General features: G+C 76.5%; 20 protein-coding genes. 7 read left to right on the forward strand and 13 right to left on the reverse strand.

Translation table 11 applies throughout. From position 1 onward, the window contains the following. Nucleotides 1-7: 7 nt before the first annotated feature. From kdpC to BUE37_RS11620, 7 genes are all read right to left on the reverse strand, one after another. A complete protein-coding gene (gene kdpC, locus BUE37_RS11595) occupies nt 8-601 on the reverse strand; it encodes a potassium-transporting ATPase subunit KdpC (protein ID WP_073420291.1) in 594 nt (197 codons plus the stop codon). Next, complete coding sequence (kdpB, locus tag BUE37_RS11600; protein ID WP_073420292.1) at nt 601-2,655, reverse strand: potassium-transporting ATPase subunit KdpB; 2,055 nt, start codon at nt 2,653-2,655, stop codon at nt 601-603. The genes kdpC and kdpB overlap by 1 nt, the downstream gene beginning before the upstream one ends. Beyond that, nucleotides 2,652-4,313: a potassium-transporting ATPase subunit KdpA gene (gene kdpA / locus BUE37_RS11605; protein WP_073420293.1), complete on the reverse strand. Its 1,662-nt coding sequence runs from the start codon at nt 4,311-4,313 to the stop codon at nt 2,652-2,654. The genes kdpB and kdpA overlap by 4 nt, the downstream gene beginning before the upstream one ends. Beyond that, the gene (gene kdpF, locus BUE37_RS23825; RefSeq protein WP_073420294.1) at nt 4,313-4,411 is read right to left on the reverse strand and encodes a K(+)-transporting ATPase subunit F; all 99 of its coding nucleotides are present in this window, start codon (nt 4,409-4,411) and stop codon (nt 4,313-4,315) included. Before kdpF ends, kdpA begins: the two co-directional genes overlap by 1 nt. Then, nucleotides 4,408-4,542 carry a hypothetical protein gene (locus BUE37_RS24825; protein WP_281248080.1) on the reverse strand — a complete coding sequence of 45 codons (135 nt, stop codon included), beginning with the start codon at nt 4,540-4,542 and terminating at the stop codon, nt 4,408-4,410. Before BUE37_RS24825 ends, kdpF begins: the two co-directional genes overlap by 4 nt. Nucleotides 4,543-4,653: 111 nt before the next feature. Further along, entirely contained in the window at nt 4,654-5,076 is a 423-nt protein-coding gene (locus BUE37_RS11615; RefSeq protein WP_073420295.1) for a VOC family protein, read from the reverse strand. Between the two features lie 10 nt (nt 5,077-5,086). Next, entirely contained in the window at nt 5,087-5,521 is a 435-nt protein-coding gene (locus BUE37_RS11620; protein WP_073420776.1) for a helix-turn-helix domain-containing protein, read from the reverse strand. Between the two features lie 87 nt (nt 5,522-5,608). Between BUE37_RS11620 and BUE37_RS11625 the strand changes: the two genes are divergently transcribed. After that, on the forward strand, nt 5,609-8,098 hold the full coding sequence (locus tag BUE37_RS11625) for a sensor histidine kinase (RefSeq protein ID WP_073420296.1): 2,490 nt from the start codon (nt 5,609-5,611) through the stop codon (nt 8,096-8,098). Next, nucleotides 8,095-8,769 carry a response regulator gene (locus tag BUE37_RS11630; protein WP_073420297.1) on the forward strand — a complete coding sequence of 225 codons (675 nt, stop codon included), beginning with the start codon at nt 8,095-8,097 and terminating at the stop codon, nt 8,767-8,769. The genes BUE37_RS11625 and BUE37_RS11630 overlap by 4 nt, the downstream gene beginning before the upstream one ends. Here the strand turns inward: BUE37_RS11630 and BUE37_RS23830 are convergent. Next, a complete protein-coding gene (locus BUE37_RS23830; protein ID WP_175562850.1) occupies nt 8,759-8,935 on the reverse strand; it encodes a hypothetical protein in 177 nt (58 codons plus the stop codon). The two genes, BUE37_RS11630 and BUE37_RS23830, sit on opposite strands and share 11 nt — an antisense overlap. A 239-nt stretch (nt 8,936-9,174) precedes the next feature. Here BUE37_RS23830 and BUE37_RS24830 point away from each other — a divergent pair, with 239 nt between their 5' ends. Then, a complete protein-coding gene (locus tag BUE37_RS24830; protein ID WP_073420298.1) occupies nt 9,175-11,235 on the forward strand; it encodes an HNH endonuclease signature motif containing protein in 2,061 nt (686 codons plus the stop codon). Nucleotides 11,236-11,303: 68 nt separating this feature from the next. Beyond that, the gene (locus BUE37_RS11640) at nt 11,304-11,930 is read left to right on the forward strand and encodes a copper resistance CopC family protein (protein WP_073420299.1); all 627 of its coding nucleotides are present in this window, start codon (nt 11,304-11,306) and stop codon (nt 11,928-11,930) included. 12 nt (nt 11,931-11,942) lie between these two features. Here BUE37_RS11640 and BUE37_RS11645 read toward each other — a convergent pair whose 3' ends face one another. The 3 genes from BUE37_RS11645 to BUE37_RS11655 all read right to left on the reverse strand — a co-directional run bounded on the left by BUE37_RS11645 (nt 11,943) and on the right by BUE37_RS11655 (nt 17,221). Next, complete coding sequence (locus BUE37_RS11645; RefSeq protein ID WP_073420300.1) at nt 11,943-12,746, reverse strand: MBL fold metallo-hydrolase; 804 nt, start codon at nt 12,744-12,746, stop codon at nt 11,943-11,945. Nucleotides 12,747-12,760: 14 nt separating this feature from the next. Beyond that, a complete protein-coding gene (gene uvrA / locus BUE37_RS11650; RefSeq protein WP_073420301.1) occupies nt 12,761-15,658 on the reverse strand; it encodes an excinuclease ABC subunit UvrA in 2,898 nt (965 codons plus the stop codon). A gap of 138 nt (nt 15,659-15,796) precedes the next feature. After that, nucleotides 15,797-17,221, reverse strand: a complete 1,425-nt coding sequence (locus tag BUE37_RS11655; RefSeq protein ID WP_073420302.1) for an amidase — start codon at nt 17,219-17,221, stop codon at nt 15,797-15,799. A 48-nt stretch (nt 17,222-17,269) separates the two neighbouring features. On the opposite strand from BUE37_RS11655, the gene BUE37_RS11660 reads away from it, so the two are divergent. Beyond that, nucleotides 17,270-17,926 carry an MBL fold metallo-hydrolase gene (locus BUE37_RS11660; RefSeq protein ID WP_073420777.1) on the forward strand — a complete coding sequence of 219 codons (657 nt, stop codon included), beginning with the start codon at nt 17,270-17,272 and terminating at the stop codon, nt 17,924-17,926. 93 nt (nt 17,927-18,019) lie between these two features. Here the strand turns inward: BUE37_RS11660 and BUE37_RS11665 are convergent, their stop codons facing one another. After that, nucleotides 18,020-19,009, reverse strand: a complete 990-nt coding sequence (locus BUE37_RS11665) for a TerD family protein (RefSeq protein WP_175562851.1) — start codon at nt 19,007-19,009, stop codon at nt 18,020-18,022. Between the two features lie 98 nt (nt 19,010-19,107). Between BUE37_RS11665 and BUE37_RS11670 the strand changes: the two genes are divergently transcribed. Both BUE37_RS11670 and BUE37_RS11675 read left to right on the forward strand, forming a co-directional pair. Further along, nucleotides 19,108-20,814 carry an Hsp70 family protein gene (locus BUE37_RS11670; protein ID WP_217651215.1) on the forward strand — a complete coding sequence of 569 codons (1,707 nt, stop codon included), beginning with the start codon at nt 19,108-19,110 and terminating at the stop codon, nt 20,812-20,814. Between the two features lie 3 nt (nt 20,815-20,817). Then, the gene (locus tag BUE37_RS11675) at nt 20,818-23,130 is read left to right on the forward strand and encodes a hypothetical protein (RefSeq protein WP_073420303.1); all 2,313 of its coding nucleotides are present in this window, start codon (nt 20,818-20,820) and stop codon (nt 23,128-23,130) included. A gap of 1 nt (nt 23,131) precedes the next feature. Here the strand turns inward: BUE37_RS11675 and BUE37_RS11680 are convergent, their stop codons facing one another. Further along, nucleotides 23,132-25,075 carry a S9 family peptidase gene (locus BUE37_RS11680; protein WP_073420304.1) on the reverse strand — a complete coding sequence of 648 codons (1,944 nt, stop codon included), beginning with the start codon at nt 25,073-25,075 and terminating at the stop codon, nt 23,132-23,134. Nucleotides 25,076-25,121 lie beyond the last annotated feature (46 nt).

Below are 25,121 nucleotides of genomic sequence, written 5' to 3' on the forward strand. Positions count from 1 at the left end.
CCGGACGCTAGACCCGGCCGAACTCCCGGTCCAACGCGAGGTTGAGCTGCAGGACCCGGACGTGCGGCGCCCCGATGAAGCCGAGGTCGCGCCCGGCGGTGGCGGCCTCGACCAGCGCCTGCACCTCCTCCGCCGGGACGCCGCGGGCCTCGGCCACCCGCCGCACCTGGATCGCGGCGTACGCCGGCGAGATGTCGGGGTCGAGGCCGGAGGCGGAGGCGGTCAGTGCGTCGGGCGGCACGTCGGCCGGGTCGACGCCCTCGAGCGCGGCCACCGCGGCGCGCCGCTCCTGCACCAGCGCGACGAGCTCGGGCGCGTTCGGGCCGAGGTTGGACCCGCCGGAGGCGGCGCCGTCGTACCCGGAGACCGACGGGCGGGCCTGGAAGTACTGCGGCAGCGGGTCGCCGTCGGCGTCGGTGGTCGCCTGGCCGACGAGCGCGGAGCCGACGACCTCGCCGTCGACGGTCACGAGGGAGCCGCCGGCGCGGCCGGGGGCGACCAGCTGGGCGATCCCGGTGACCAGCAGGGGGTAGGCCAGGCCGAGGACGACGGTGGCGACGAGCAGGGCACGGACGGCGGCGAGGAGCACGCGGGGGGACATCAGGCGATCCCGGGGACGAGGGAGACGAGCAGGTCGACGAGCTTGATCCCGGCGAAGGGCGCGACCACGCCGCCGACGCCGTAGACCAGCAGGTTGCGGCGCAGGACCGCCTCGGCCGAGGCCGGCCGGTACCGGACGCCGCGCAGCGCCAGCGGCACCAGCGCCACGATCACCAGCGCGTTGAACACGACGGCGGAGAGGATCGCCGACTCCGGCGAGGCCAGCCGCATCACGTTGAGGGCGTCGAGGCCCGGGAAGGCGCCCGCGAACATCGCCGGGACGATCGCGAAGTACTTCGCCAGGTCGTTAGCGATGGAGAAGGTGGTCAGCGATCCGCGGGTGACGAGCAGCTGCTTGCCGATCGCGACGATCTCGATGAGCTTCGTCGGGTCGGAGTCGAGGTCGACCATGTTGCCGGCCTCCTTGGCCGCGGTCGTCCCGGTGTTCATCGCGACGCCGACGTCGGCCTGGGCGAGCGCGGGGGCGTCGTTGGTGCCGTCGCCGGTCATGGCGACCAGCCGGCCGCCCTCCTGCTCCCGCCTGATCAGGGCCAGCTTGTCCTCGGGGGTGGCCTCGGCGAGGACGTCGTCGATGCCGGCCTCCGCGGCGATCGCCCGGGCGGTCCGCTCGTTGTCGCCGGTGATCATCACCGTGCGGATCCCCATGCGGCGCAGCTCGGCGAACCGCTCGCGCATGCCGTCCTTGACGACGTCCTTGAGGTGGACGACGCCGAGGACGCGGGCGCCGCCGGGGCCGTCCTCGGCCAGGACGAGCGGGGTGCCGCCCGAGGCGGAGACGCCGTCGACGACCTCGCCGACCCCGGGCGGCACGACGCCGCCGAGCGCGCGCACCCACGCCGTCACCGCGCCGGCCGCGCCCTTGCGCAGCTGCCGGCCGTCGGGCAGGTCCACGCCGCTCATCCGGGTCTGCGCGGTGAACGGCACGAACACCGCGCCCGGGAGGTCGTCGCGGCCGCGCAGCCCGTACCGCGTCTTGGCCAGGACGACGACGCTGCGCCCCTCGGGGGTCTCGTCGGCCAGCGAGGCGAGCTGCGCGGCGTCGGCCATCTCCTCCTCGGTCACGCCGGCGGCCGGGACGAACTCCGCCGCCTGCCGGTTGCCGAAGGTGATGGTGCCGGTCTTGTCGAGCAGCAGGGTGTCCACGTCGCCGGCGGCCTCGACCGCGCGCCCGCTCGTCGCGAGCACGTTGCGCTGCACCAGCCGGTCCATCCCGGCGATGCCGATGGCCGACAGCAGCGCCCCGATCGTCGTGGGGATCAGGCAGACGACGAGCGCGATGAGCACGGTCACCGACTGCCCGGCCCCGCTGTACAGCGCCAGCGGCTGCAGGGTGACGACGGCGAGCAGGAAGGCGATCGTCAGGGCGCTGAGCAGGATGTCCAGCGCGATCTCGTTCGGCGTCCGCTGCCGCTGCGCGCCCTCGACCAGGGCGATCATCCGGTCGACGAAGGTCTCCCCCGGCCGGCTGGTGATCTCCACGACGATCCGGTCCGACAGCACCGTGGTGCCGCCGGTGACCGCCGAGCGGTCGCCGCCGGACTCGCGGATGACCGGCGCGGACTCGCCGGTGACGGCCGACTCGTCGACGCTGGCGATCCCCTCGACGACGTCGCCGTCACCGGGGACGACCTGCCCGGCGGTGACGACCACGCGCACGCCCGGGCGCAGGTCGGCCGCGGCCACCTCCGTGCCGTCGAGGAGGTGCGCGACGGTCGTGGTGCGGGCCTTGCGCAGCGTGGCCGCCTGGGCCTTGCCGCGCCCCTCGGCGACCGCCTCGGCGGTGTTGGCGAACAGCACCGTGAGCCACAGCCAGACGGTGACCAGCCAGCCGAACACCGAGGGGTCGAGGACGGCCAGCACGGTGGAGAACACCGAGCCGACCCAGACGACGAAGACGACGGGCTGGCGGACCAGCGCCCGCGGGTCCAGCTTGCGCACCGCCCCGGCCAGGGCGGGCCCCCACTCGATCCGGGAGCGCCGCGGCGCGCGCGGCCCGGGGGTGCGGACCGGCGCGCGGTCCAGTGCGGTGGTCATGACAGTCCTTCGGCGAACGGCCCCAGGGACAGGGCGGGGAAGTAGGTGAGCCCGACGACCACGAGCACGGTGACGGCGAGCAGGCCCACGAACAGCGGCTCGTGCGTCGGCAGCGTCCCGGCGGTGACCGGGGTCCGGCCCTGGGCGGCGAGGCGGCCGGCCAGGGCGAGGACGAGCAGGATCGGCAGGAAGCGCCCGAACGCCATCGCGAGGCCCAGCGCCGTGTTGTAGAAGGGCGTGTTCGCCGACAGGCCCGCGAAGGCGGAGCCGTTGTTGTTGCCGGCGGAGGTGAAGGCGTAGAGCGCCTCGGACAGGCCGTGCGGACCCTCGTCGAGCAGCGAGCCACGACCGGTGTCGGTGGCGAGCGCGACCGCGGTGCCCACCAGCACGACGGCAGGCGTGGCGAGGATGTACAGCGAGGCGAGGGTCATCTCGCGGCGGCCGAGCTTCTTGCCGAGGTACTCCGGCGTGCGCCCGACCATGAGGCCCGCGACGAACACGGCGACGATGGCGAGCACGAGCATGCCGTAGAGCCCGGAGCCGACCCCTCCGGGCGCGATCTCCCCGAGCATCATGTTGAACAGCACGAGCCCACCGCCGGCCGGCGTCCAGGAGTCGTGAAGCGAGGTGACCGCCCCGGTGGAGGTCAGCGTGGTGGCCGCGCCGAAGAGCGCCGACAGCGGCCCGCCGAAGCGCACCTCCTGGCCCTCGGCGGCCGCGCCGGCCAGCTGCAGCGCGGCGCCGCCGGCCCGGGCCTGCGCCCAGGTGGTCAGCGCCAGCGAGGCGGCGGCCAGCCCGGCCATGACGCCGACGATCGCCAGGCCCTGCCGCCGGTCGCCGACCATCCGGCCGAAGGTGCGCGGCAGGCTGAACGGGATCACCAGCATGAGGAAGACCGAGAACAGCGAGGTCCAGGCGGCCGGGCCCTCGAAGGGGTGCGCGGAGTTGGCGTTGAAGAAGCCGCCGCCATTGGTGCCGAGCTGCTTGATGACCTCCTGCGAGGCCACCGGCCCGCTCGGGAGGTGCTGGGTCGCACCGGCCAGCGTCACCGCCTCGCTGCCCGCCGAGAGGTCCTGCACCACGCCGCCGAGCACGAGCACGAGCGCGCCGACGACCGACAGCGGCAGCAGCAGGCGGCCGACGGCGCGGGTGACGTCCACCCAGGCGTTGCCCAGCCGGTCGGTGCGGGTGCGGGCGAAGCCGCGCACCAGGGCGACGGCGACCGCGATGCCGACGGCGGCGGACACGAAGTTCTGCACGGCCAGGCCGGCCATCTGGACCAGGGAGCCCATGGTCGACTCGCCGGCGTAGCCCTGCCAGTTCGTGTTGGTGACGAAGCTGACCGCGGTGTTCCAGGCCGACGACGGCTCCACCGCGGCCATGCCGTTGTCCAGCGGCAGCCACTGCTGCACCCGCTGCAGGCCGTAGAGGAGCAGGACGCCGGCCGCGGAGAACGCGAGCACGCTGCGCGCGTACACCGGCCAGCGCTGCTCGGCCGCGGGGTCGACGCCCACCGCCCGGTACACCAGCCGCTCGGCCCGCCCGTGCGTCTCGCTGGTGAAGACGCGGGCCATCCAGTCGCCCAGCGGCCGGTGCGCGAGCACCAGCGCGGCGCCCAGGAGCGCCACCTGCAGCCAGCCGGCCGCGGTGCCGCCCATCAGAACCGCTCCGGGAAGAGCAGGGCGGCCAGCAGGTAGAGGACCAGCCCGGCCGCCACGGCCAGGCCGACCCAGGCCTCGACCCCGGCCCCGGTCACCGGCGTTCCAGTCCGCGCAGCGCGAGCGCCAGCAGGCCGAAGACGGCCAGTGTCAGCGCGATGTGGAGCACGTCGCCCACGACGTCGATCCCCCGATCCGGTCCGAGCGGGCGACCCGTCGTCGTCCGCACCGGGCGGCGACGCTAGGAGCGCGCCGGAGGGGGACCGCCGTTCGTTGACGGCTCCTTGACGGCCGGGCCCGCGGACCTTGACGGCGTCCTGACGGGCCCGGCCGGCGGGCCTCAGGCGCCGGGCGGCGGCGTCATCTGCGCGATGCGGACGGAGTTGCCGAACGGGTCGCGCAGGCCGAAGTCGATGCCGTAGGGCTGCACGACCGGCTCCTCCGGCAGGTCGACGCCCCGCTCCTTGAGCGTGGCGTGGGTCTTGTGCGCGTCGTCGGTGGTGAAGAACAGGTGCCCGCCGCCGGCGCCCTTGGTGACCAGGTCGCGCACGGTCTCGGCGATCTCCGGGCTGATCGACGGCGGGGCGGGCAGCTCGAGGAGGACGGCGTGGCCGGGGTCGCCGGGCAGCGCGACGGTGAGGAAGCGCATCGGGCCGAACTGCTGGTCGGTCTGCACCTGGAAGCCGAGCTTGCCGACGTAGAAGTCCAGCGCCTGGTCCTGGTCGAGGACGTAGAGGGAGGTGATCGAGATGGAGGTCAGCATGGGCAGGACGCTAGGGGCGGGCGTCGTCGCCGGGCTTCTCCGGAACTGCTGTCCTCTCGCTCGGCCGCAGCCAGCGCATGCCGAAGCAGCTCGGCACCGGCGCGAGCGGGCCGCGCCGCCGGTACACGCTCGGCGGCTCGCCCACGATCTCCGCGAACACCCGGCTGAACGTGCCGAGGCTGGCGAACCCGACGGCCATGCAGACGTCCGTGACGCTGCGGTCGGTGGTGCGCAGCAGGAACATCGCCCGCTCGACGCGGCGGCGCTGCAGGTAGCGGTTGGGCGTCTCGCCGAAGGTGGCCTTGAAGGTGCGGATGAAGTGCGCCTCGGTGACGTGCGCGATCCGGGCCAGCGTCGGGACGTCGAGCGGCTCGGCGTAGGAGCGGTCCATCTCGTCGCGCGCCCGCAGCATCCGCCGGTTGGAGTCCTCGCTCGCCCGGGTCACGCGGGGCAGCATCGCAGGGTCCCGGGTCGCGGTCTTGACGCGATCCTGACGCCGGCCGGCGCCGCTCCCCCGCCGTCGAGGGTGATCATGGGCGCCGTGAGTCGCGGGACGTTGCGGGTCTACCTGGGCGCGGCGCCCGGCGTGGGCAAGACCTTCGCCGTGCTCGGCGAGGCGCACCGCCGGGCAGAGCGGGGCGCGGACGTCGTCGTCGGGTTGGTCGAGACGCACGGCCGGCCGCGCACCGCCGAGCAGCTCGCGGGCCTGGAGGTGCTCCCCCGCCGGCGGGTGGCGCACCGCGGCGTCGTGCTGGAGGAGCTCGACGTCGACGCGGTGCTCGCCCGCCGCCCCGAGGTGGTCGTCGTCGACGAGCTGGCGCACACCAACGCGCCCGGCTCGCGGCACGAGAAGCGCTGGCAGGACGTCGAGGAGCTGCTGGCCGCCGGCGTCAGCGTGCTGACCACGGTGAACGTGCAGCACCTGGAGAGCCTCACCGACGTCGTCGCGTCGATCACCGGCGTCGTGCAGCAGGAGACGGTGCCCGACGCGGTGGTGCGCCGCGCCGACCAGGTGGAGCTGGTCGACATGTCGCCGGAGGCGCTGCGGCGGCGCATGGCGCACGGCAACGTCTACCCGGCCGAGCGGGTCGACGCGGCGCTCGGCAACTACTTCCGGGTCGGCAACCTGACCGCGCTGCGCGAGCTGGCGCTGCTGTGGTTGGCCGACCGGGTCGACGAGGGGCTGCGCCGCTACCGCGCGGAGCACGCCATCGACGCCGTGTGGGAGGCCCGGGAGCGGGTCGTCGTCGCGCTGACCGGCGGGCCGGAGAGCGAGACGCTGGTGCGCCGGGCCGCGCGGGTGGCCCGCCGCTCGGGCGGGGAGCTGCTCGCCGTCCACGTCGTCGCCACCGACGGGCTCACCGGCGCCTCGCCGACGGCGCTGCGCGGCCTGCGCGAGCTCACCGAGAGCCTCGGCGGCAGCTGGCACCAGGTGGTCGGCGACGACGTCGCGGCAGCGCTGCTGGAGTTCGCCCGCGGCGCCGACGCCACCCAGCTCGTCGTCGGCACCTCGCGGCGCTCGCGGTGGGCGCGGGCGCTGCGCCGCGGCATCGGCGGGTCGGTGGTCACCGACGCCGGCGACATCGACGTCCACATCGTGACGCACGCCGCCGCCGGGTCCCGCGGCTGGCGGCTGCCGCCGCTGACCGGCGCCCTGACGGCGCGCCGCCGGTGGCTCGGCGCGGCGCTGGCGCTCGCCGGCGTGCCGGTGCTGACCGCGCTGTGCCTGGCCGCCGGGAGCGCGGTGTCGCTGCCGCTGGTGCTGCTCGCCTTCCTGCTGCTCGTGCTCGCGGTGGCGCTGGTCGGCGGGCTGTGGCCGGCCCTCGTCGCGGCGGTGCTCGGCGGGCTCGCGGAGAACTGGTTCTTCGTCTCCCCCACCGGCCGGCTGACCGTGACGAGCCCGGACGACGTGCTGGCGCTCGGCGGCGGCCTCGTCGTGGCGGTCGCGGTGGCCACGGTGGTCGACCGCTCGGCCCGGCGGGCCACGGCGGCGGCGCGCTCCCGCGCGGAGACGGCGATGCTCGCGTCGCTGTCCCGGGCGGTGCTGGAGGGCGACGGCGGCCTGCCCTCCCTGCTGGAGCGGATCCGCGAGGGCTTCGGGCTGGCGTCGGTGACGATGGTCGAGCGCGGCTCGGTCGTGGGCACGTGCGGCCGGCCGGAGGGGACCGCCGTCGACGAGGTCGCCGTGACCGACGGGCTGGTGCTGCGCTGGTGCGGGCGGGTGCTGCCCGCGGCCGACCGGCGGCTGCTGGTCGCCGTCGCCGAGCAGGCGGCGGTGGCGCTGCAGCAGGGCCGGCTCGCCGCGCAGGCGGCCGAGGCCGACCGGCTGGCCGCCGGCGACGGGATGCGGCGCGCGCTCCTGACCGCGGTGAGCCACGACCTGCGCACGCCGCTGGCCGGGATCAAGGCGGCGTCCTCGGCGCTGCGCAGCGGGCTCGCGCTCACCGACGACGACCGCGCGGAGCTGGTGGAGACGGTGGACGAGTCGGCCGACCGGCTGACCGCGCTCGTCGACGACCTGCTCGACATGAGCCGCCTCCAGGCCGGCGTGGTCAGCCCCGCGCTCGCGCCGACCGACCTGCCCGCCGTCGTCGCCCGGGCGCTGGACGAGCTGGAGGACCGCTCGCGGGTGACGTGCGGGTGGCCGGCCGACCTGCCGCCCGCGCTCGCCGACCCGGGGCTGCTCGAGCGGGTGGTGGCCAACCTGGCCGGCAACGCGGTGCGCCACGCCCCCACCGGGCCGGTGACCGTGCGCGCCGACGCGCTCGGCGACCGGGTGGAGCTGCGCGTCGCCGACCGCGGGCCCGGCGTCCCGGCGGCCGACCGGGAGCGGGTGTTCGCGCCGTTCCAGCGGCTCGGCGACTCCCCGCGCGGGCAGGGCGTGGGTCTCGGCCTCGCCGTCGCGCGGGGCCTGACCGAGGCGATGGGCGGCACGCTGGTCGCCGAGGACACCCCGGGCGGCGGGCTGACGATGGTGGTGTCGCTGCCGGCGGCGGCCGTGCCGTCCCCGGTGCCCGCGTGAGCCGGGTGCTCGTCGTCGACGACGACCCCCAGCTCGCCCGCGCCCTGCGGATCACGCTGCGCGCGGCCGGGTACGAGGTGGTGCTCGCCTCCGACGGCGCGGCGGCGCTGCGGGAGGCGGCGTCGGCGCACCCCGACGTCGTCGTGCTGGACCTGGGGCTGCCCGACCTCGACGGCACCGAGGTGCTCGCCGGGCTGCGGCCGTGGTTCGCCGGGCCGGTGCTGGTGCTCTCGGCGCGGGCGGACAGCACCGACAAGGTCCGCGCCCTGGACGCCGGCGCCGACGACTACGTGACCAAACCCTTCGACATGGGCGAGCTGCTGGCCCGGCTGCGGGCGCTGCTGCGGCGCGGCTCCGCGGGCCCGGACGAGCCGGTCGTCGTCACCGGGCACTTCACCGTCGACCTGGCGGCCCGGCAGGTGACCGTGGACGGCGTCCCGGTGCGGCTGACGCCGACCGAGTGGGCGCTGCTCGCCGAGCTGGTGCGCTCACCCGGGCGGCTGGTGGGCCAGCGGCAGCTGCTGCAGTCGGTGTGGGGGCCGGCGTACGAGCGGGAGACGCACTACCTGCGGGTCTACCTCAACCAGCTGCGGCGCAAGCTCGAGCCGGACCCGTCCGCGCCGCGCTACCTGCGCACCGAGCCGGGGATGGGGTACCGCTTCACCCCGTGAGGCGGTCGCACTCCGGGCACCGCTCGGCGGCGTCCGGCGGCCACGGCTCGTCGTGGACGGCGACGATGACGCCGCACAGCGCGACCTCGGGCTCACCGGTGAGCTCCTCGGCGCTGCGGTGCACCTCGACGGCGTGCAGGGCGTCCGCGGCGGCGTCGGGGTGCATCCGACGGGGCCAGCAGGACCGCGGCCGGCCGCAGAGGAGACGGGTGCCGGCCGCGATGGCTGTTCGGTCCGGTGTCACGTGCCCAGGGTGCACCGGATCCGTCCGTCCCGCGGCTCCGCTGACGCGATCCTGACGGTCCACCCGACCGGGCGACCCCCTGTCCGGTCACCCGATCGGGTGACGATGCACCGCCACTGACCTGCGGTTTCCTGTCAGTGGTGCCCCGTAGGTTCCCGGGTGTGGACGACGTGCTGACCGGTGTGGCGCCCGCGCCCCCGGTGGGGTGGGCGCGGGGTCCGCTGGGGCTGGTGCAGGCGTGTGATCAGGAGGTGTCGCGGCAGTCGGCGCTGCGGTACCGGGCGGTGGCGGCATTCGCGCTCTCGCGGCCGTCCTCGGTGGACCGGCCGCAGGGCACGCGCGGGGCGATGTCGGCGGAGCGGTGGGCGGCGCGGCCGGAGCTGCTGCGGTCGGTGAGCGAGTGGGCGACGCAGGAGCTGTGCGTGGCGCTGTCGCTGACGTCGACCGCCGCCGAGGCGCTGCTGGTGCGGTCGCTGACCCTGGTCCACCGGCTACCGGCGACGCTGGACGCGCTGGAGGTCGGGACCGTCCACGGCGGGCACGTGGCCGCGCTGCTCGACCACGTCGCCCCCGTCGCCGACGACACGGTCCGCGCCGCGCTGGAGCGGGACCTGCTCGCGTGGGCCGCCCGCCGGGGGACCGTCTGCACGCCGGCGCAGCTGCGGGACAAGGCGCGGCGCGAGGTGCTCAAGCGCAAGGCCCGCTCCGCCGCCGACGACCTCGCCCGCGCCATCACGCGGCGCGGCCTCTCGTGCCGACCGGACTCCTGCGACGGGATGGCGGTCGTCTCCGCCCTGCTCACGACGCCCGAGGCGGCGGCGCTCATGGCCGCGCTCGGCACGTACGCCGATGCGCTGCCCGACGACGGCCGCACGCGGGGCCAGAAGATGGCCGATGCCCTGCTCGACCTGGTGCTGCGGCCCGGCGAGAACGGGCTGTCACCGGTGCAGGTGGTCCTCAATGTCGTCGCTCCGGTCGGCGCGCTGCTCGGTGGGGACCAGCCGTGCGAGATCGACGGCCAGGTCGTCCCCGCCGAGGTGGTCCGGGCCCTGCTCGCCGCCCTCACCGGCGCCCGCGTCACCGCCTCCGAAGCCACCGCGGCCGAGGACAGCGCCACCGAGGATGCCCCGGCACCCGCCGAGGACACCGCCGTCGAGGACACCGCCGTCGAGGACACCGCCGTCGAGGACACCGCCGCCGAGGAACCCGCCTCAGCCGAGGCCTCCGCCGCGGAGGCCACGGCCGAGGACACCGCGGGTCCCGGCACGGCCGAGGGCGTCAGCCTCGTCAAGGGCGAGGACCCGCTGCGCGGCCTGAGCGACGCCGCCATCGCCCAGCACATCGCCGAACTGGAGGCCGACGCGGCCTGGTGGGCCGAGATCGAACGCCGCGTCGCCACCGGCGAGCTCTACGCCGACCTCGACCCCGCCCACGACGACGAGCCCTGGCCACCGCCCGGCTGGGCACCACCCCGGGACGACCTCGATCCCGACGATCACAGCGACGACGACCCAGACCCGCCGCCCGACAACGCCGGCCCACCCGAACCCGACGGCTGGTGGGCCCGCGCCGACGCTGCGGTGAACGACGCCGGCGCCGCGCTGCTCGACGCCGAGCAGGCGGTCGGGCGTGCCCGCCGCCTGGTCGCCACCGCCGAACGCGCCGACACCGCCGACGAGATCGCCTGGGCCGACAACCCGGCCGGGCGCGTCACCACCGCGGCCGATGCGGTCACCGCGCTCACGGCGGCGACCGACGACGCCCGCCTGCACCTGGCCGGCCTGCTCGGCCGCACCGCCGGCGGCGGCCTCGCTGACCGGCCCCGCATCGCCGTCACCCACGCCCTCACCGGCGCCCTGCTCACCCTCACCGACCTCCCCGGCCTCCGCCGCGCCACCCGCGCCGGCACCGGCCTGCACGCACCCGCCGCAACCGACGGCTACCGGCCCGGCGCCGCCCTCGACCGGCACGTCCGCGCCCGCGACCGCCGCTGCCGCTTCCCCGGCTGCCGCCGACCCGTGCCCCAGCGGGGCGAGCTCGACCACGGCACGCCCTGGCCGGCCGGACCCACCGCCGCCGCCAACCTCACCGGCTTCTGCACCGGCCACCACCGCGGCAAGCACCAGGCCCCCGGCTGGACCCACACGCTGCAGCCCGACGGCACCCTCACCGTCACCACACCCAGCGGCCTCACCGCGACCACGGAGCCACCGCCCTACTGAGGTCCGCCGGGAACCCCACGGGCGCCGCGGACGACCAAGGACGTGACGCCTGCAGACCTGGAGATCCCGTGCCACCGCTCGCCGCCCGTCCCGCTCCCGCACTCCCGCGGCTGGCCGCCGTCCTGCTGCTCGGGCTCGGGCTGCTGCTGGTCGCGCCCGGCACCGCCTCCGCGCACACGGGTCTGCGGACCACCGACCCCGCCGCCGACAGCACCGTCACCAGCAGGCCGCAGGCGGTCACCCTGACCTTCAGCGCGAGCGTCCTCGGCGGCGACGTGACCGTCACCGGGCCCGACGGCTCCCCGGTCGGCACCGGACCGGTCGCCCACCACGGCGCCGTCCTCACCGCGCCGGTCGCGCTCACCGCGGCCGGGCGGCACACCGTCACCTGGTCGGCCGTGTCCGACGACGGCCACGCCCTCGACGGAACCTTCGCCTTCGAGCACGCGCCACCGGTCGCGGTGACGCCCTCGCCCACCCCGGCGCCGGCCCCGGCCAGCACCACGCCGGCTCCCGGGAGCGCCGAGCCGAGCGCGGCCACGCGCACCGTCGAGCGGACGGAGGCGGCCGGGCAGGCGGCCGACGAGGCAGCCGAGGACGGCAGCACCCCCGGCTGGCTGCTGCCCGGCGTCGGGGCGGTCGCCGTCGCCGGTGCCGTGGCCGGCGGGGTGGTCATCGGCCGCCGGAGACGCTGACCCGGCGGGACGTCAGCCCGCCTGCGCCCACCGCCGGTCCGGATCGACGCGGCCCTCCGCGAGCCGCGGGAAGTGCGCGCCCACGCCGAGCGTCCGCGGGCCGGCCAGCGCCTGCCACAGCCGGCGCCGGGTGCGGTCGGCGAGCGCGGCGTCCACGTCGCCCATCGAGCGCCACTGCGGCTCGGCGAGCTGCACCGGGCAGGTGATGGCGTCGCCGAGGAGCAGCAGCCGCTCGTCACCGGCGGTCACGGCGACGGACAGGTGCCCCGGCGTGTGCCCGGGCGTCAGGACGGCGTCGATCCCCGGAGCGACGGCGACGTCCTCCGACAGCTCGCGGAGCCGCGACGTCCCGGCCCACCGGCGGAACCCGTCGCGGACGTGCCCGGCCATCTCCCCCGGGCCGTCGACGAAGTGCGCCCGGTCGCCGGCACCGAACCACACGGTCGCGCCGCCGAAGACCGGCTCGGCGTCGAGCCCGAACAGCCAGCCCACGTGGTCGGCGTGCAGGTGCGTGACCACCACGTCGGTGACGTCGTCGGGGTGCACGCCGAGCGCGCGCAGGCCGGTGGGCAGCTGTCCGCCGGCGAGCAGCATCCGGTCGGGCAGCTGCTGCACCTCCGGGCCGAGTCCGGCGTCGACCAGGACGACCCGGTCGCCGGAGCGCACCACGAAGCAGCCGATCGGCAGCCACGCGGCGCCGTCGCGGTCGAACACCTCGGGGTGCGCACCGGCCGGCACGTCGGCGCCGAAGTAGCTCGGGCGGGCGACGAACGTCCCGTCCGCGACGGCGTCGACCCGCACCTCGCCGATGCGCATCCCCGGGGTCCCGGTCAGCTGGCGCGCTTGCGCGTGGCCCGCTTCTTCGGCCCGGCCGCGGCCGCCTCGACCGCCGCCGGGTCGAGCAGCGGCACCAGGTACCGGCCGGTGTGCGACTCCGGGATCGACGCCACGAACTCCGGCGGCCCCTCGGCCACCACCGTGCCGCCGCGGAACCCGCCCTCGGGGCCCATGTCGATCAGCCAGTCGGCACTCTTGATGACGTCGAGGTTGTGCTCGATGACGATCACCGAGTTGCCCTTGTCGACCAGGCCCTGCAGCACCATCAGCAGCTTGCGGATGTCCTCGAAGTGCAGGCCGGTGGTCGGCTCGTCGAGCACGTACACGCTGCGGCCGTTGGACCGCTTCTGCAGCTCGCTGGCCAGCTTGACGCGCTGCGCCTCGCCGCCGGACAGCGTCGTGGCCGGCTGGCCGAGCCGCACGTAGCCCAGGCCGACATCGGTCAGCGTGCGCAGGTACCGCGCGATGCCCGGGATCGCCGCGAAGAAGTCCGCGGCCTCCTCGATCGGCATGTCGAGGACCTCGGCGACCGTCTTGCCCTTGTAGTGCACCTCGAGCGTCTCCCGGTTGAACCGGGCGCCCTTGCACACCTCGCACGGGACGTAGACGTCCGGCAGGAAGTTCATCTCGATCTTCAGGGTGCCGTCGCCGGAGCACGCCTCGCAGCGCCCGCCCTTGACGTTGAAGGAGAAGCGCCCGGGCTGGTAGCCGCGGATCTTCGCCTCCGACGTCTGCGCGAACAGCTTGCGCACCTGGTCCCACACGCCGGTGTACGTGGCCGGGTTGGACCGCGGGGTGCGGCCGATCGGCGACTGGTCGACGTGCACGACCTTGTCCAGGTGCTCCAGGCCGGTGACCGTGCGGTGCCGGCCGGGCACCATCCGCGCGCGGTTGAGCTGGTTGGCCAGCACCGTGTAGAGGATGTCGTTGACCAGGCTGGACTTGCCCGACCCGGACACCCCGGTGACGCCGACGAGCATGCCGAGCGGGAACGTCACGTCGACGCCCTTGAGGTTGTGCTCGCGGGCGCCCTTGACCACCAGCTCGCGCCCCGGCTGCGGCTGCCGCCGCACCTTCGGCACGGTGATCTCCATCCGGCCCGACAGGTACTGCCCGGTCAGCGAGCGCTCGCTGGCCAGCAGCTCGTCGACGGTGCCGCTGACGATCACCTCGCCGCCGTGCTCGCCGGCGCCCGGGCCGATGTCGACCACCCAGTCGGCGGTCTTGATCGTGTCCTCGTCGTGCTCGACGACGATCAGCGTGTTGCCCATGTCGCGCAGCCGGACCAGCGTCTCGATCAGGCGGGTGTTGTCGCGCTGGTGCAGCCCGATCGAGGGCTCGTCGAGGACGTACAGGACGCCCACCAGGCCCGACCCGATCTGGGTGGCCAGCCGGATCCGCTGCGCCTCGCCACCGGCGAGCGTCGCGGCCGGGCGGTCGAGGGACAGGTAGTCCAGGCCGACGTCGACCAGGAACGACAGCCGCGCCTGGATCTCCTTGAGCACGCGGTCGGCGATGGCCCGCTCGCGCTCGCCGAGCTCGAGGGCGCCCAGCCAGTCCGCGGCCTCGCCGATGGACAGGCCGGTGACCTCGGCGATCGAGCGGCTGTTGAGCTTGACGGCGAGGATCTCCGGCTTGAGCCGGGTGCCGTGGCAGACGGGACAGGGCACGTCGCGCATGTAGCCCTCGTACTTGTCCCGCATGAAGTCGCTGTCGGTGTCCTCGTGCCGCCGCTCGAGGAAGGGCAGCACGCCCTCGAACGCCGCGTAGTAGCTGCGCTCGCGGCCGTAGCGGTTCTTGTAGCGCACGTGCACCTGGTCCGGGGAGCCGTGCAGGACGGCCTTCTGGACCTTGGCCGGCAGCTTCTCCCACGGGGTGTCCATGGAGAAGCCGAGCTGGTCGGCCAGCCCGGACAGCAGCCGCTGGAAGTACTCGTTGCTCATGGAGCCGGCCCACGGGGCGACGGCACCCTGCGCCAGGCTCTTCTCCGGGTCGGGCACGACGAGGTCGGGGTCGACCTCCTTGCGGGTGCCGATGCCGGTGCACTCGGGGCAGGCGCCGAACGGCGAGTTGAAGGAGAAGCTGCGCGGCTCGAGCGCCTCGAAGGACAGGCCGTCGTCGACGCAGGCGAGGTGCTCGGAGAACGTGCGCTCCCGCACCGGGTCGTCCTCGGGGAGGTCGACGAAGTCGAGGACGACGAGGCCACCGGCGAGCCCGAGCGCGGTCTCCACCGAGTCGGTGAGCCGGCGCTTGGCGCTCTCCTTGACCGTCAGCCGGTCGACGATCACCTCGATCGTGTGCTTCTCCTGCTTCTTGAGCTTCGGCGGCTCGGTCAGCGGGTGCATGGTGCCGTCGACCCGGACGCGGGAGAAGCCCTGCGTCTGCAGCGAGCTGAACAGGTCGACGTACTCGCCCTTGCGCGCGCGCACGACCGGGGCGAGCACCTGGAAGCGGGTGCCCTCCTCCATCGAGAGCACCTGGTCGACGATCTGCTGCGGCGTCTGGCGGGCGATCGGCTTGCCGCAGTTGGGACAGTGCGGCTGGCCGGCGCGCGCGTAGAGCAGCCGCAGGTAGTCGTAGACCTCGGTGATGGTGCCGACGGTCGACCGCGGGTTGCGGTTGGTCGACTTCTGGTCGATCGACACCGCGGGCGAGAGGCCCTCGATGAAGTCGACGTCGGGCTTGTCCATCTGGCCGAGGAACTGGCGGGCGTAGGCCGACAGCGACTCGACGTAGCGCCGCTGGCCCTCGGCGAAGATGGTGTCGAACGCCAGGCTCGACTTGCCCGACCCCGACAGCCCGGTGAAGACGATCAGGGCGTCGCGGGGCAGGTCGAGATGGACGTCCTTGAGGTTGTGCTCACGGGCGCCGCGGACGACGAGACGGTCCAATGTGATCCCTGTCGGTCAGCCGGGCCGGCCGGTCTCGCCGGGCCCTGCGGGGTGGTGTCGAGATGTCGATACGGGCAACGCCGTGTCCGCCCGTGCGCAATCCGTGACGGTGGCGACGTTGCCGCCGGGAACAGCAGCTCAGGCGGGAGCGGGGGCCGGTGCGCCGGCGGGGTCGAAGACCGGCGCGTGACGGCGCCAGGGCTGCCGGCGTTCCAGCTCCCCGGCCAGCCAGAGTAGTCGCGTCTCGCTGCCCGGGGGACCCACGAGCTGGACCGCCAGCGGCGTCCCCTCCGGCCGCGTGCCGACCGGGACCACGACCGCCGGGACCCCCGCCAGGTTCCACGGCGAGGCCCAGGGCGCCCACCGCGCGTTGGCGGTGACGTTGGCCAGGAAGCCGCGCTCGTGCCAGGGCCGCGCGGGCAGCGGCGGGCCGTTGGTGATCGGCGTCAGCAGCACGTCGAGGTCGTCGTCCGCGAAGAACGCCGCCGTCCGCTCGCGGAAGCGCTCGGCCGTGGCCGGGCGGACCAGCCCGGCCCGCCGGACCAGCCGGCCGAGCCGGGCGTGGGTGCGGCTGCGCGGCTGCAGCGCCGTCCGGTCCAGGCCGAGGAACGCGGCGTCGTCCTCCGCGCCGGCCAGCCAGCGGGCGATCCCGCCGATGGCGGCGTCCGGCGGGACCACCGGGTCCCGCTCGACGACGACGTGCCCGGCGCCGCGCAGCAGCCGGGCCGTGCGCTCGACCGCGCCGCGGGCCGCGGCGTCGGGGCGGGCGCCCGGGACCGGGGAGCGGCGGCCGACGGCGACCCGCAGCGGGCGGCCCGGGTCGGGCGACGCCGACCAGTCGAGCCCCGCGTCCTCCCCCGCCAGCACGGCGGTGCCGAGCGCGACGTCGTCGACGGTGGTGGCGAGCACGCCGTTGACGGCCATCCCCGACCAGTCGTCGGCGCCGATGCCGCCGGGCAGCACGCCGCGGCCGGGCTTGAGGGTGACCAGGCCGCAGGCGGCGGCGGGCAGCCGCAGCGACCCCATGCCGTCGTTGCCGTGCGCGAGCGGCACCATGCCGGCGGCGACCGCGGCGGCGCTGCCGCCGGAGCTGCCCGCCGGGGACAGCGCGGTGTCCCAGGGGTTGCGCGTGACCGTGCCCGGCCCGTCGGTGGCCGCGTAGAGACACAGCTCGGGCACCCGGGTGATGCCGACGACGACGGCGCCGGCGGCGCGCAGCCGGGCGACGACCTCGTGGTCGGTGCCGACCGGGGTGGCCGCGGCGCAGCCGTCGGTGACCGTCTCCCCCGCGACGCCGACGTTGTCCTTCACCGCGACCGGGACGCCGGCGAGCGGGAGCGACTCGCGGTCGGGCCGGGCGTCGACCTCGGCCGCCTCGGCGAGCGCGGCCTCGGCGCGGACCACGCGGAAGGCGCCGACCCGCGGCTCGACGTCGCCGATGTGGGCCAGGTGCGCGCGCACCACGTCGACGGCGGACAGCTCCCCCGCGCGCACCCGCGCGGCGAGAACGGTGGCGGGCAGGCCGACGACCCGGGCGCCGCCCGGACCTCCGCTAGCGTCCATGACGGCGACCGTAACCGCGGGCGGCGACAGTTCTCGAACGGAGGCCCGATGACCTACACCGGCGACGTCGAGGTGGGCGGCCCGGCCGACCGGCGGGAGCTGCCCGGGCTCACGATCAGCAAGGTCGCGGTGAGCGAGATGGCCAACAACGCCTATCTCCTGCAGGACGCCGCGACGGGCCAGGCGCTGCTCGTCGACGCGGCCGCCGAGCCCGACGTGCTGCGCGCGCTGATCGGCGACGCCGACCTGCGCACCGTCGTCACCACCCACGGGCACTGGGACCACCACCGCGCGCTGCCCGACGTCGTCGCCGCCACCGGGGCGACGACGGTGGCGCACGCCGCCGACGCGGGCGACCTGCCGGTGGCCGTCGACCGGACGGTCGCGCACGGCGACACCGTGGAGGTCGGCGAGCAGGTGCTCGAGGTGGTGCACCTGCGCGGGCACACGCCGGGCAGCATCGCGCTGGTCTGGCGCGGCGGGGACGCCGGCACGCACGTGTTCACCGGCGACAGCCTGTTCCCGGGCGGCGTCGGCAACACCCAGCAGGACCCGGAGCGGTTCGCCAGCCTCGTCGACGACGTCGAGCAGCGGCTGTTCGCCGTCCTGCCCGACGACACGTGGGTCTACCCGGGGCACGGTAAGGACACGACGCTGGGCGCCGAGCGCCCGTCGCTCCCGGAGTGGCGCGCCCGCGGCTGGTGAGCCGCGGCCGCCGCTGGGGCGTTCCTCGTCCTCCGGGGGTCCCGCGGGACCCCCGGAGGACGGGAACGGCTCCCGGAGAGGGAGCTCAGCGGCTCACTTGCGGCCGGGCGTCCAGTCCATGCCCCAGCCGTAGGTGCGGTCGAGCACGTCCTGGCCGCCGTGCACGTAGCGCACCTCGCGGTTGACGACGAGCTCCCCGCCCCGGTTCTCCAGCATCGCGATCGCGCAGATGCGGGCGCGCGGGTCGTGCTCGTCGAGGCGCACCTCGATCTGCGGCCCGTTGGCCGGGAACATCGTGACGACGGCGTCGGCCTGACCCCAGTTCGGCACGCCCTCGTAGATGAGCGCGAAGACGAGCACCCGGCGGATCAGCTGCGTGTGCTGCAGGTTGACCAGCAGGTTCTCGCCGCCGCTGTTGGAGCCGGAGCGGTCGTCGCCGTCGAGCCAGACGATCGACTCGCCGTTGCCCATCGTGTGCTGCCCGCGGAAGGCGTTGCCGAGGGCCTGGATGACGCCCTTCGAGCCGTCGGCGTACTCGTAGAGGCAGCCGAGGTCGAGGTCGATCGCCCCGCCGCCGGCCGCCGAGGCCAGGCGCTTGAGGAAGCCGCCGCCCCCGCCGCCACCGGGCCGGGAGTTCCAGTTGAGGTTGACCCGGAGGATGCCGGTGGTGCCGGCCGTCTTGGTCAGCGAGACCGACGGCGCCGACTTCGTCAGCGACACCTTGTTCATGTTGACGCCGCCCTGCTGCGCCGGCTGCTGCTGCTGCTGAGGCGGGTACCCCTGCTGCTGGCCGTACGGGTCCTGCGGCGGCGGGTACCCCTGGGGCGGCGGGTACCCCTGGGGCGGCGGGTAGCCCTGCGGCGGCGGGTAGCCGCCCTGTGGGTGGCCCTGCGGCGGCCCGTAGCCGGGCGGCGGCGCCTGCGGCGGCTGGCCGTAGGGCGGCTGGCCCTGCGGCGGGTACGGGGGCTGCCCCCCGTACGGCGGCTGGGCCGGCGGGGGCTGGTGCGGCGGCGGCTGCGGCGGCGCCGGAGGGGTCTCCGGCTGCGGCGGCTGCGCCTTCGGGCGCTTCGTGTAGTCGACCAAGGGAGGCCTCCCCGCAGGTCGCCCGACCGGGCGGACCCGCGCTCTGAGCGGCGGACACGTCCCCTGCGACCCTAGGGGTCGGCACTATCCTCCGGACCGTGCCCCGCGGTGCCCGCCTGCCCTCGCCCACCGTCTCCGGCATCGACCTCGGCACGACCTACAGCTGTCTGGCCCAGGTGGGCGACGACGGCGTCGCGGAGGTCGTCCCCCTCCTCGACGGCGACCGCACCCTCCCCAGCGTCGTCCTGTTCGTCGGCCCCGACGACTACGTCACCGGCGAGCGCGCCCGCGTGCTGGCCCGCGCCCAACCCGACGACGTCTGCACGCTGGTCAAGCGGCGGATGGGCGACAGCTCCTGGCGCTTCGTCAGCCACGGCCGGTCCTGGTCGGCGCCGGCGGTCAGCAGCCTCGTGCTCAAGGCCCTGGTCAGCGAGACGGCGTTCGGCGCGGCCGCCCCGGTCCAGGACGTCGTCATCACCGTCCCGGCCTACTTCGGCGACGAGGAGCGGCGCGCCACCCGGCTGGCCGGCGAGTACGCCGGGCTCACCGTCCTCGACGTCATCAACGAGCCGACGGCGGCCGCGCTGGCCTACGGTTTCGCCCGCCTCGACGGCGCCGGCCCCGCCGACCACCTCGAGGAGGTCGCGCTCGTCTACGACCTCGGCGGCGGCACCGTCGACGTCGCGGTGGTGGAGCTGGCCGACCGGCGGCTGGCCGTCGTCGCCACCGACGGCGACCACGAGCTCGGCGGCGCCGACTGGGACGAGAAGCTCGCCGTCCACCTCTCCCGCGCCTTCCTCGCCGCGCACCCCGACGCCGAGGACCCGCTCGACGACAGCGCCGGCGGGCAGGCCCTCGTGCTGGCCGCCGAGCGGGCCAAGCGCGAGCTCAGCACCCGCGAGAGCGTCGTCGTCCCGGTCGAGCACGACGGGCGGCGCGCCGACGTGCCGGTCAGCCGCGCCGAGTTCGAGCGGCTCACCGCCAGCCTGCTCGACCGCACCATGGAGCTCACCCGCGCCGCCGTCGCCGCCGCCCGCGCCCGCGGGGTCGACCGCATCGACCGGGTACTGCTCGTCGGCGGCTCCACCCGCATGCCCGCCGTCGCCGCCCGGCTCACCGCCGAGCTCGGCGTGCCGGCCGAGGTGCACGACCCCGACCTCGCCGTCGCCAAGGGCGCCGCCGTCTACGGCCGCAAGAAGCAGCTCGAGCGGCTGCTCACTGCCGACCTGGTCACCCGCGGCGCGCTCGGCCCCGGCACGCCGCTGGAGTACGCGGCCGACGCCGACGTCGACGCCGCCTGTGCCCGCCTCGGCGACGCCGTCGGGCTCACCGCGGCGCAGGTCCGGCGCACGGTGGAGATCCAGGTGCTCAACACCGTCTCCCGCGGCTTCGGCGTGCTGGCGCTCGACCGCTTCGGCGAGCCGGCCACCGTCTTCCTCGTGCACCGCAACGACCGGCTGCCCATCGCCGTCCGCCGCTCGTTCGGCACCGTCCACGACGACCAGCGGGTGGTCACCATCCGGGTGGTCGAGCAGGGCGGCGGCGCGGAGTCGCCGCGGCCGGAGGACGCCAAGCTGCTCGCCGAGGCCTCCATCGAGGACATCCCGCCCGGGTACCCGGCCGGCACGGAGATCCAGGTGGTGCTGCGGATGGGCTTCGACGGGATCCTCGAGCTCACCGCCCTGCACGAGGGCCTCGCCGACCGGCCGCTCACCGTGCGCGTGGAGACCGGCGCCGCGCTCAGCCAGGCCGATGTCGCCCGCGAGCGGGCGCAGGTGGGCCGGGTCCGCCGCCGGCAGGACTGACGCGTGCTCCCTCCCTTCGACGGGAACGGCTACCGCAAGCGGGTCCTCGCCGCCATCGAGGCCCGCGGCGGCGCCGACGCCACCGACCCGTTCGAGGTCTACGACCTCCCCCTCGACGCCGCCGGGCAGCTCACCGACGACGACGTCGCCCGGCAGGTCGACGCCGTCTGGGCGTTCTGGCAGAAGCAGCGCGACCACCCCAAGTACCGCGGCCTGGTCACCGCGCTGCTCACCTCGCACGACGCCCTCGCCGCGCAGCTGCGCACCGCCGGCGGGCGGCAGTGGCTGGCCGGGCAGACCCGCGCCGAGCGGGCCCGCCGCGACGCCGCCCGGTACGCCGAGCTCGACGCCGCCCTGCAGCGGCTGACCGAGCGCTTCGGCGGGGTGCCGGCCGACAAGGTGGCCGGCCTGCGCGGGATGGCCGCCGCGGCCGGGCTCGACGACGCCGCCTTCGAGGCGCGGCTGCGCGGGCACCGGGTGCTCGGCGCCGAGGCCCCGGCGACACCCGCAGCGCCGGCCGACGCCGCCGTGGTGCTGCGGCAGGTCCGCGACGGCCTCGAGGAGCTCGGGCGGATCGAGGGCGCCCGGGTGCCCAGCCTGCACGCGCTGCTGGAGCTGCCGCCGACCGCCGACCGCGAGACGGTCCGCCGGCGCCGCGACGCCCTGCTCGTGGTCAACCGGCAGCGCCGCCCCGACCGGCGCCGCGCCCTCGTCGACGACCTGCTCGCCGCCGCCGGCACGCTGCTGGTCGACGGCGACCCCGCCGTCTACCTCGACGCCCTGGCCGACGACGTCCGCGCGGCGCTGCGCCCGCGCGTCGCGTCCGCGGTGCTCGTGGAGGACCGGCTCACCCCCGCCGACGCGTACCTGCTCCTGCAGGAGGCGCAGGCCGCCGGCCTGGACCCGCAGCGCGCGGCCGACGTGGTCACCGGCCTGGCCCGCGAGGCGGGCGCCATGGGGGACGTGCCCGCTCCCCCGCCGGCCCGCGTGCCCGGCCGCCCCGACTGGCAGGCCGAGGTGTCCGCCGCCCGCGCCGCGCTGCGGGACGGGCGGCCCGTCGCCGCCCGCCGGCACGTCGACGCCGCGCTGTCCGCCGCGGGCGAGCTGCTGCCGCCGATCCGGGCCGTGCGTGACGAGGCAGCCGAGGCCGCCGCCCGGGCCGAGGCCGCCTGGCGCACGGTCGGGCCCGCGCTGGCGGCCCGGCGGCACGCCGCCGCCGCGACCGCGCTCGAGCAGCTCGTCGCCAGCGCCGCCGACGTCCCCGGGCCGGGCGGGGAGGACGCCGCCGAGCTGCTCCGCCGGTCGCGGGAGGCGCTGGCGCTGGCCGACGCCGTCCTCGCCCCGCCCTGCACCGGCCGCGACCGGGAGGACGCGCTGCTGGCTGCCCTCGACGCCGTCGCCGACCACCCGGCAGCCCGCGCCGAGCTGGCCGCGCTCCCGGTCGCCCCGCCCACCGGCGTGCACGCCGTCCCCGCGCCGGGCGGCGCCCGCGACGTGCGCTGGACGGCCTCGGCGTCGGCCGGCCCGGTCGAGTACCGGGTGCTGCGGGTGCGGCCCGACGGCGGCCGCCAGGTGGTCGGGACGACGACCGGCACGTCGCTCGAGGACGGCGGCTACGGCCCGGTCACCGGTCACGTCGTCGTCGCCTCGCGGCTCGGTGTCACCTCCGCGGAGGCGGCCACGGGCGAGGCCCCCGCGCCCCGCCCGACCCCCGCGCCGCCCCGGGCCCCCGCGCCGCAGCCGGCCCCGGCCACCCAGGCGCCGCCCGCCGGCTCGCTCACCGCCCTCCCCCACGGCCGCCGGCTCCGGCTGGTCCACGACGTCCCCGCGGCGGAGGTGCGCCGGCTGCCCGCCGGCGCGTCCCCGCCCGCGCCCGGCACCGCCGTCGCCGACCCCGACGCCGTCGGCGCGCTCGTGCCGGCGATGGGCCCGGGGCTCGCGGTGGACGCCCGGCCCTCGGCGCCGGTCACCGAGTACGTCCTCCTCGTCCGCACCGGCCCGGTGGCCGTCGCGGGCCCCAGCGCCGCGTGGGTGGTGCTGCCGCCGGTGTCCGGCGCGGCGGTCGACGGCGACCGGCTGCGCTGGACCTGGCCCGAGGGCTGCACCGAGGTCGTCGCGGTGGTCCGCCCGGATGCGCCGCCGCAGGGCCCCGACGACGGCACCCGCCGCAAGGTCACCAACACCCGCTACGAGATCGACGGCGGCCTGCCGCTGCCCGACGGCGGCCACGTGGCGCTGTTCCCGTGCACGCGGGTCGGCGGGCGGCTGCTGGTGGGCGGCGAGGCGCCGGCGGACGCGCGGGTGGCGCTGGGCTGACTCAGCCCGCGCCCACGGGCAGCCAGCGGTCCCACCAGGCGAGCAGGTGCTCGAAGCGGGCCACCCGGTGCCGCGGCCGGCCGGAGCGGGTCAGCTCGTGCCCCTCGCCGGGGAACAGCAGCAGCCCGGTGGGCACCCCGCGCCGGTGCAGCGCCACGAACAGCCGCCGCCCCTGCTCGACCGGGCAGCGCTCGTCGTCCTCGGAGTGCACGACCAGGGTGGGCGTGCGGATCTGCTCGGCGGCGGCCAGCGGGCTCGCCGCGTCCTCGCCGAGGTGGGCGCCGGCGAACCACCAGCCGATGTCGCTGGTGCCGGCGAAGGACACCGGGTCGGTGAGCGCCCGCTCCACGACCGCCGCGGCGAACCGGTCGGTGCGGGTGAGCAGCAGCGCGGTGAGGTAGCCGCCGTAGGAGCCGCCCGCGATGCCCACCCGGCCGGCGTCGAGCGCGGGGTCGGCGAGCGCCGCGTCGAGGAAGGCCAGCACGTCGTCGGCGTCGGGCCCGCCCCACGCCCCGACGACCGCCCGGCCGTGCGCCTCGCCGTAGCCCGACGAGCCGCGCGGGTTGCACTGCACCACCGCGTAGCCGGCCGAGACGTACACCTGCACCTCGTCGAGCAGCGACCACCCCACCTGCGTGAACGGCCCGCCGTGCACCAGCAGCAGCACCGGGTGCGGGCCCTCCCCCGGCGGCACGGTGACCCAGCCGTGCACCGGCGTCCCGTCGGGGGCGGCGGCGGTGCGCTCGGCCGCGCGGTGCAGCCGGCCGGTGGCGCCCAGCGCCGTCCCGAAGCCGGTGAGCAGCCGGCGCCGCCCGGGGGTGAGCGCCACCAGCTCCCCCGCCGAGCGGTCGTGCGCCACGGTGGCGACGACGACCCCGCCCGCCGCGGCGAACCCGCGCACGGTGAACGGGCCGTCGACGAGGGTCTCGGGCCGGCCGCCGTCCAGCGGCACCCGCAGCAGCTCCACCCCGCCCCGCCGCTCGACGCCGACCAGCGCGGCCCCGCCGGAGAACACCGTCGCCGGGGTCTCGTCGCCGCGGCCGTCCTCGGCGGGGTCGAGCACCGGCTCGAGCTCCCCGCCGCCGAAGGAGACTCGGCACAGGGTGAACGAGCGGGCGGCGACGTCGAGCCCGTCGGGGCCGAGGTCGGGGCGGGCGGTGACGTAGATCGTGGTGCCGGCCGGGTCGAACGCCGGCAGCCGGCACTCGCCGCGGCTCCGGGTCACCCGCCGCGGCCGCCCGCCGGTCACCGGGACGACGAACACGTCGCGCACGCAGTCGCGGTCCGCGCCGGGGTGCCGGGCGGAGACGAAGGCCAGCAGCGCGCCGTCGGGCGACCAGGCCACGTCGGCGTCCTCGCCCGACCCGTCGGTGACGCGGCGGGGCTCCGGGACGTCGTCGGCCAGCGGATCGGCGGGCAGGTCGAGGACGAACACGCAGGAGGGCCGGTCGGCGGTGTACCCGACGTCGTCCAGGCGCGACCGCAGCCGGGTGACCAGCCGCGGCGGCTCGGCCTGCGGCGGCACCACCCGGCCGTCGGCGTCCGGGGTGCCGTAGCGGCCCTCCTCGGGCACGCGCGCCACCCAGGCGAGCTTGCGGGAGTCCGGCGACCACACCGGGGCACCCGCGCCGAGCGGGGCGCCGGTGAGCCGGCGCGGGGCGCCCCCCGCGGTGGGCAGCAGGTGCACCTGCGGCCGGCCGCCGGGCTCGGCGGACAGGTAGGCCAGCCAGCGGCCGTCCGGGGAGAACGCCGGCGCGGAGTCGCGGGCCCCGGCGGTGAGCGGCCGGGCCGGCGCGGAGCCGTCGGTGGGCACCGCCCACAGCCGCCCGCGGTACTCGTCGGCGTCGACGTCGGGGGCCGTCACGGCCACCACCGCGATCCGCCCGTCGGGCGAGACGGTGGGCACCCCCGGCGTGCGCAGCAGGGCGAGGTCGGCGGGCCGCATGGCCTACCGAGCGTAGTGCAGCGCTCACCCCGGCCGGGCCCGCGCG

Source organism: Geodermatophilus nigrescens (assembly GCF_900129495.1).
Lineage (GTDB): Bacteria > Actinomycetota > Actinomycetes > Mycobacteriales > Geodermatophilaceae > Geodermatophilus > Geodermatophilus nigrescens.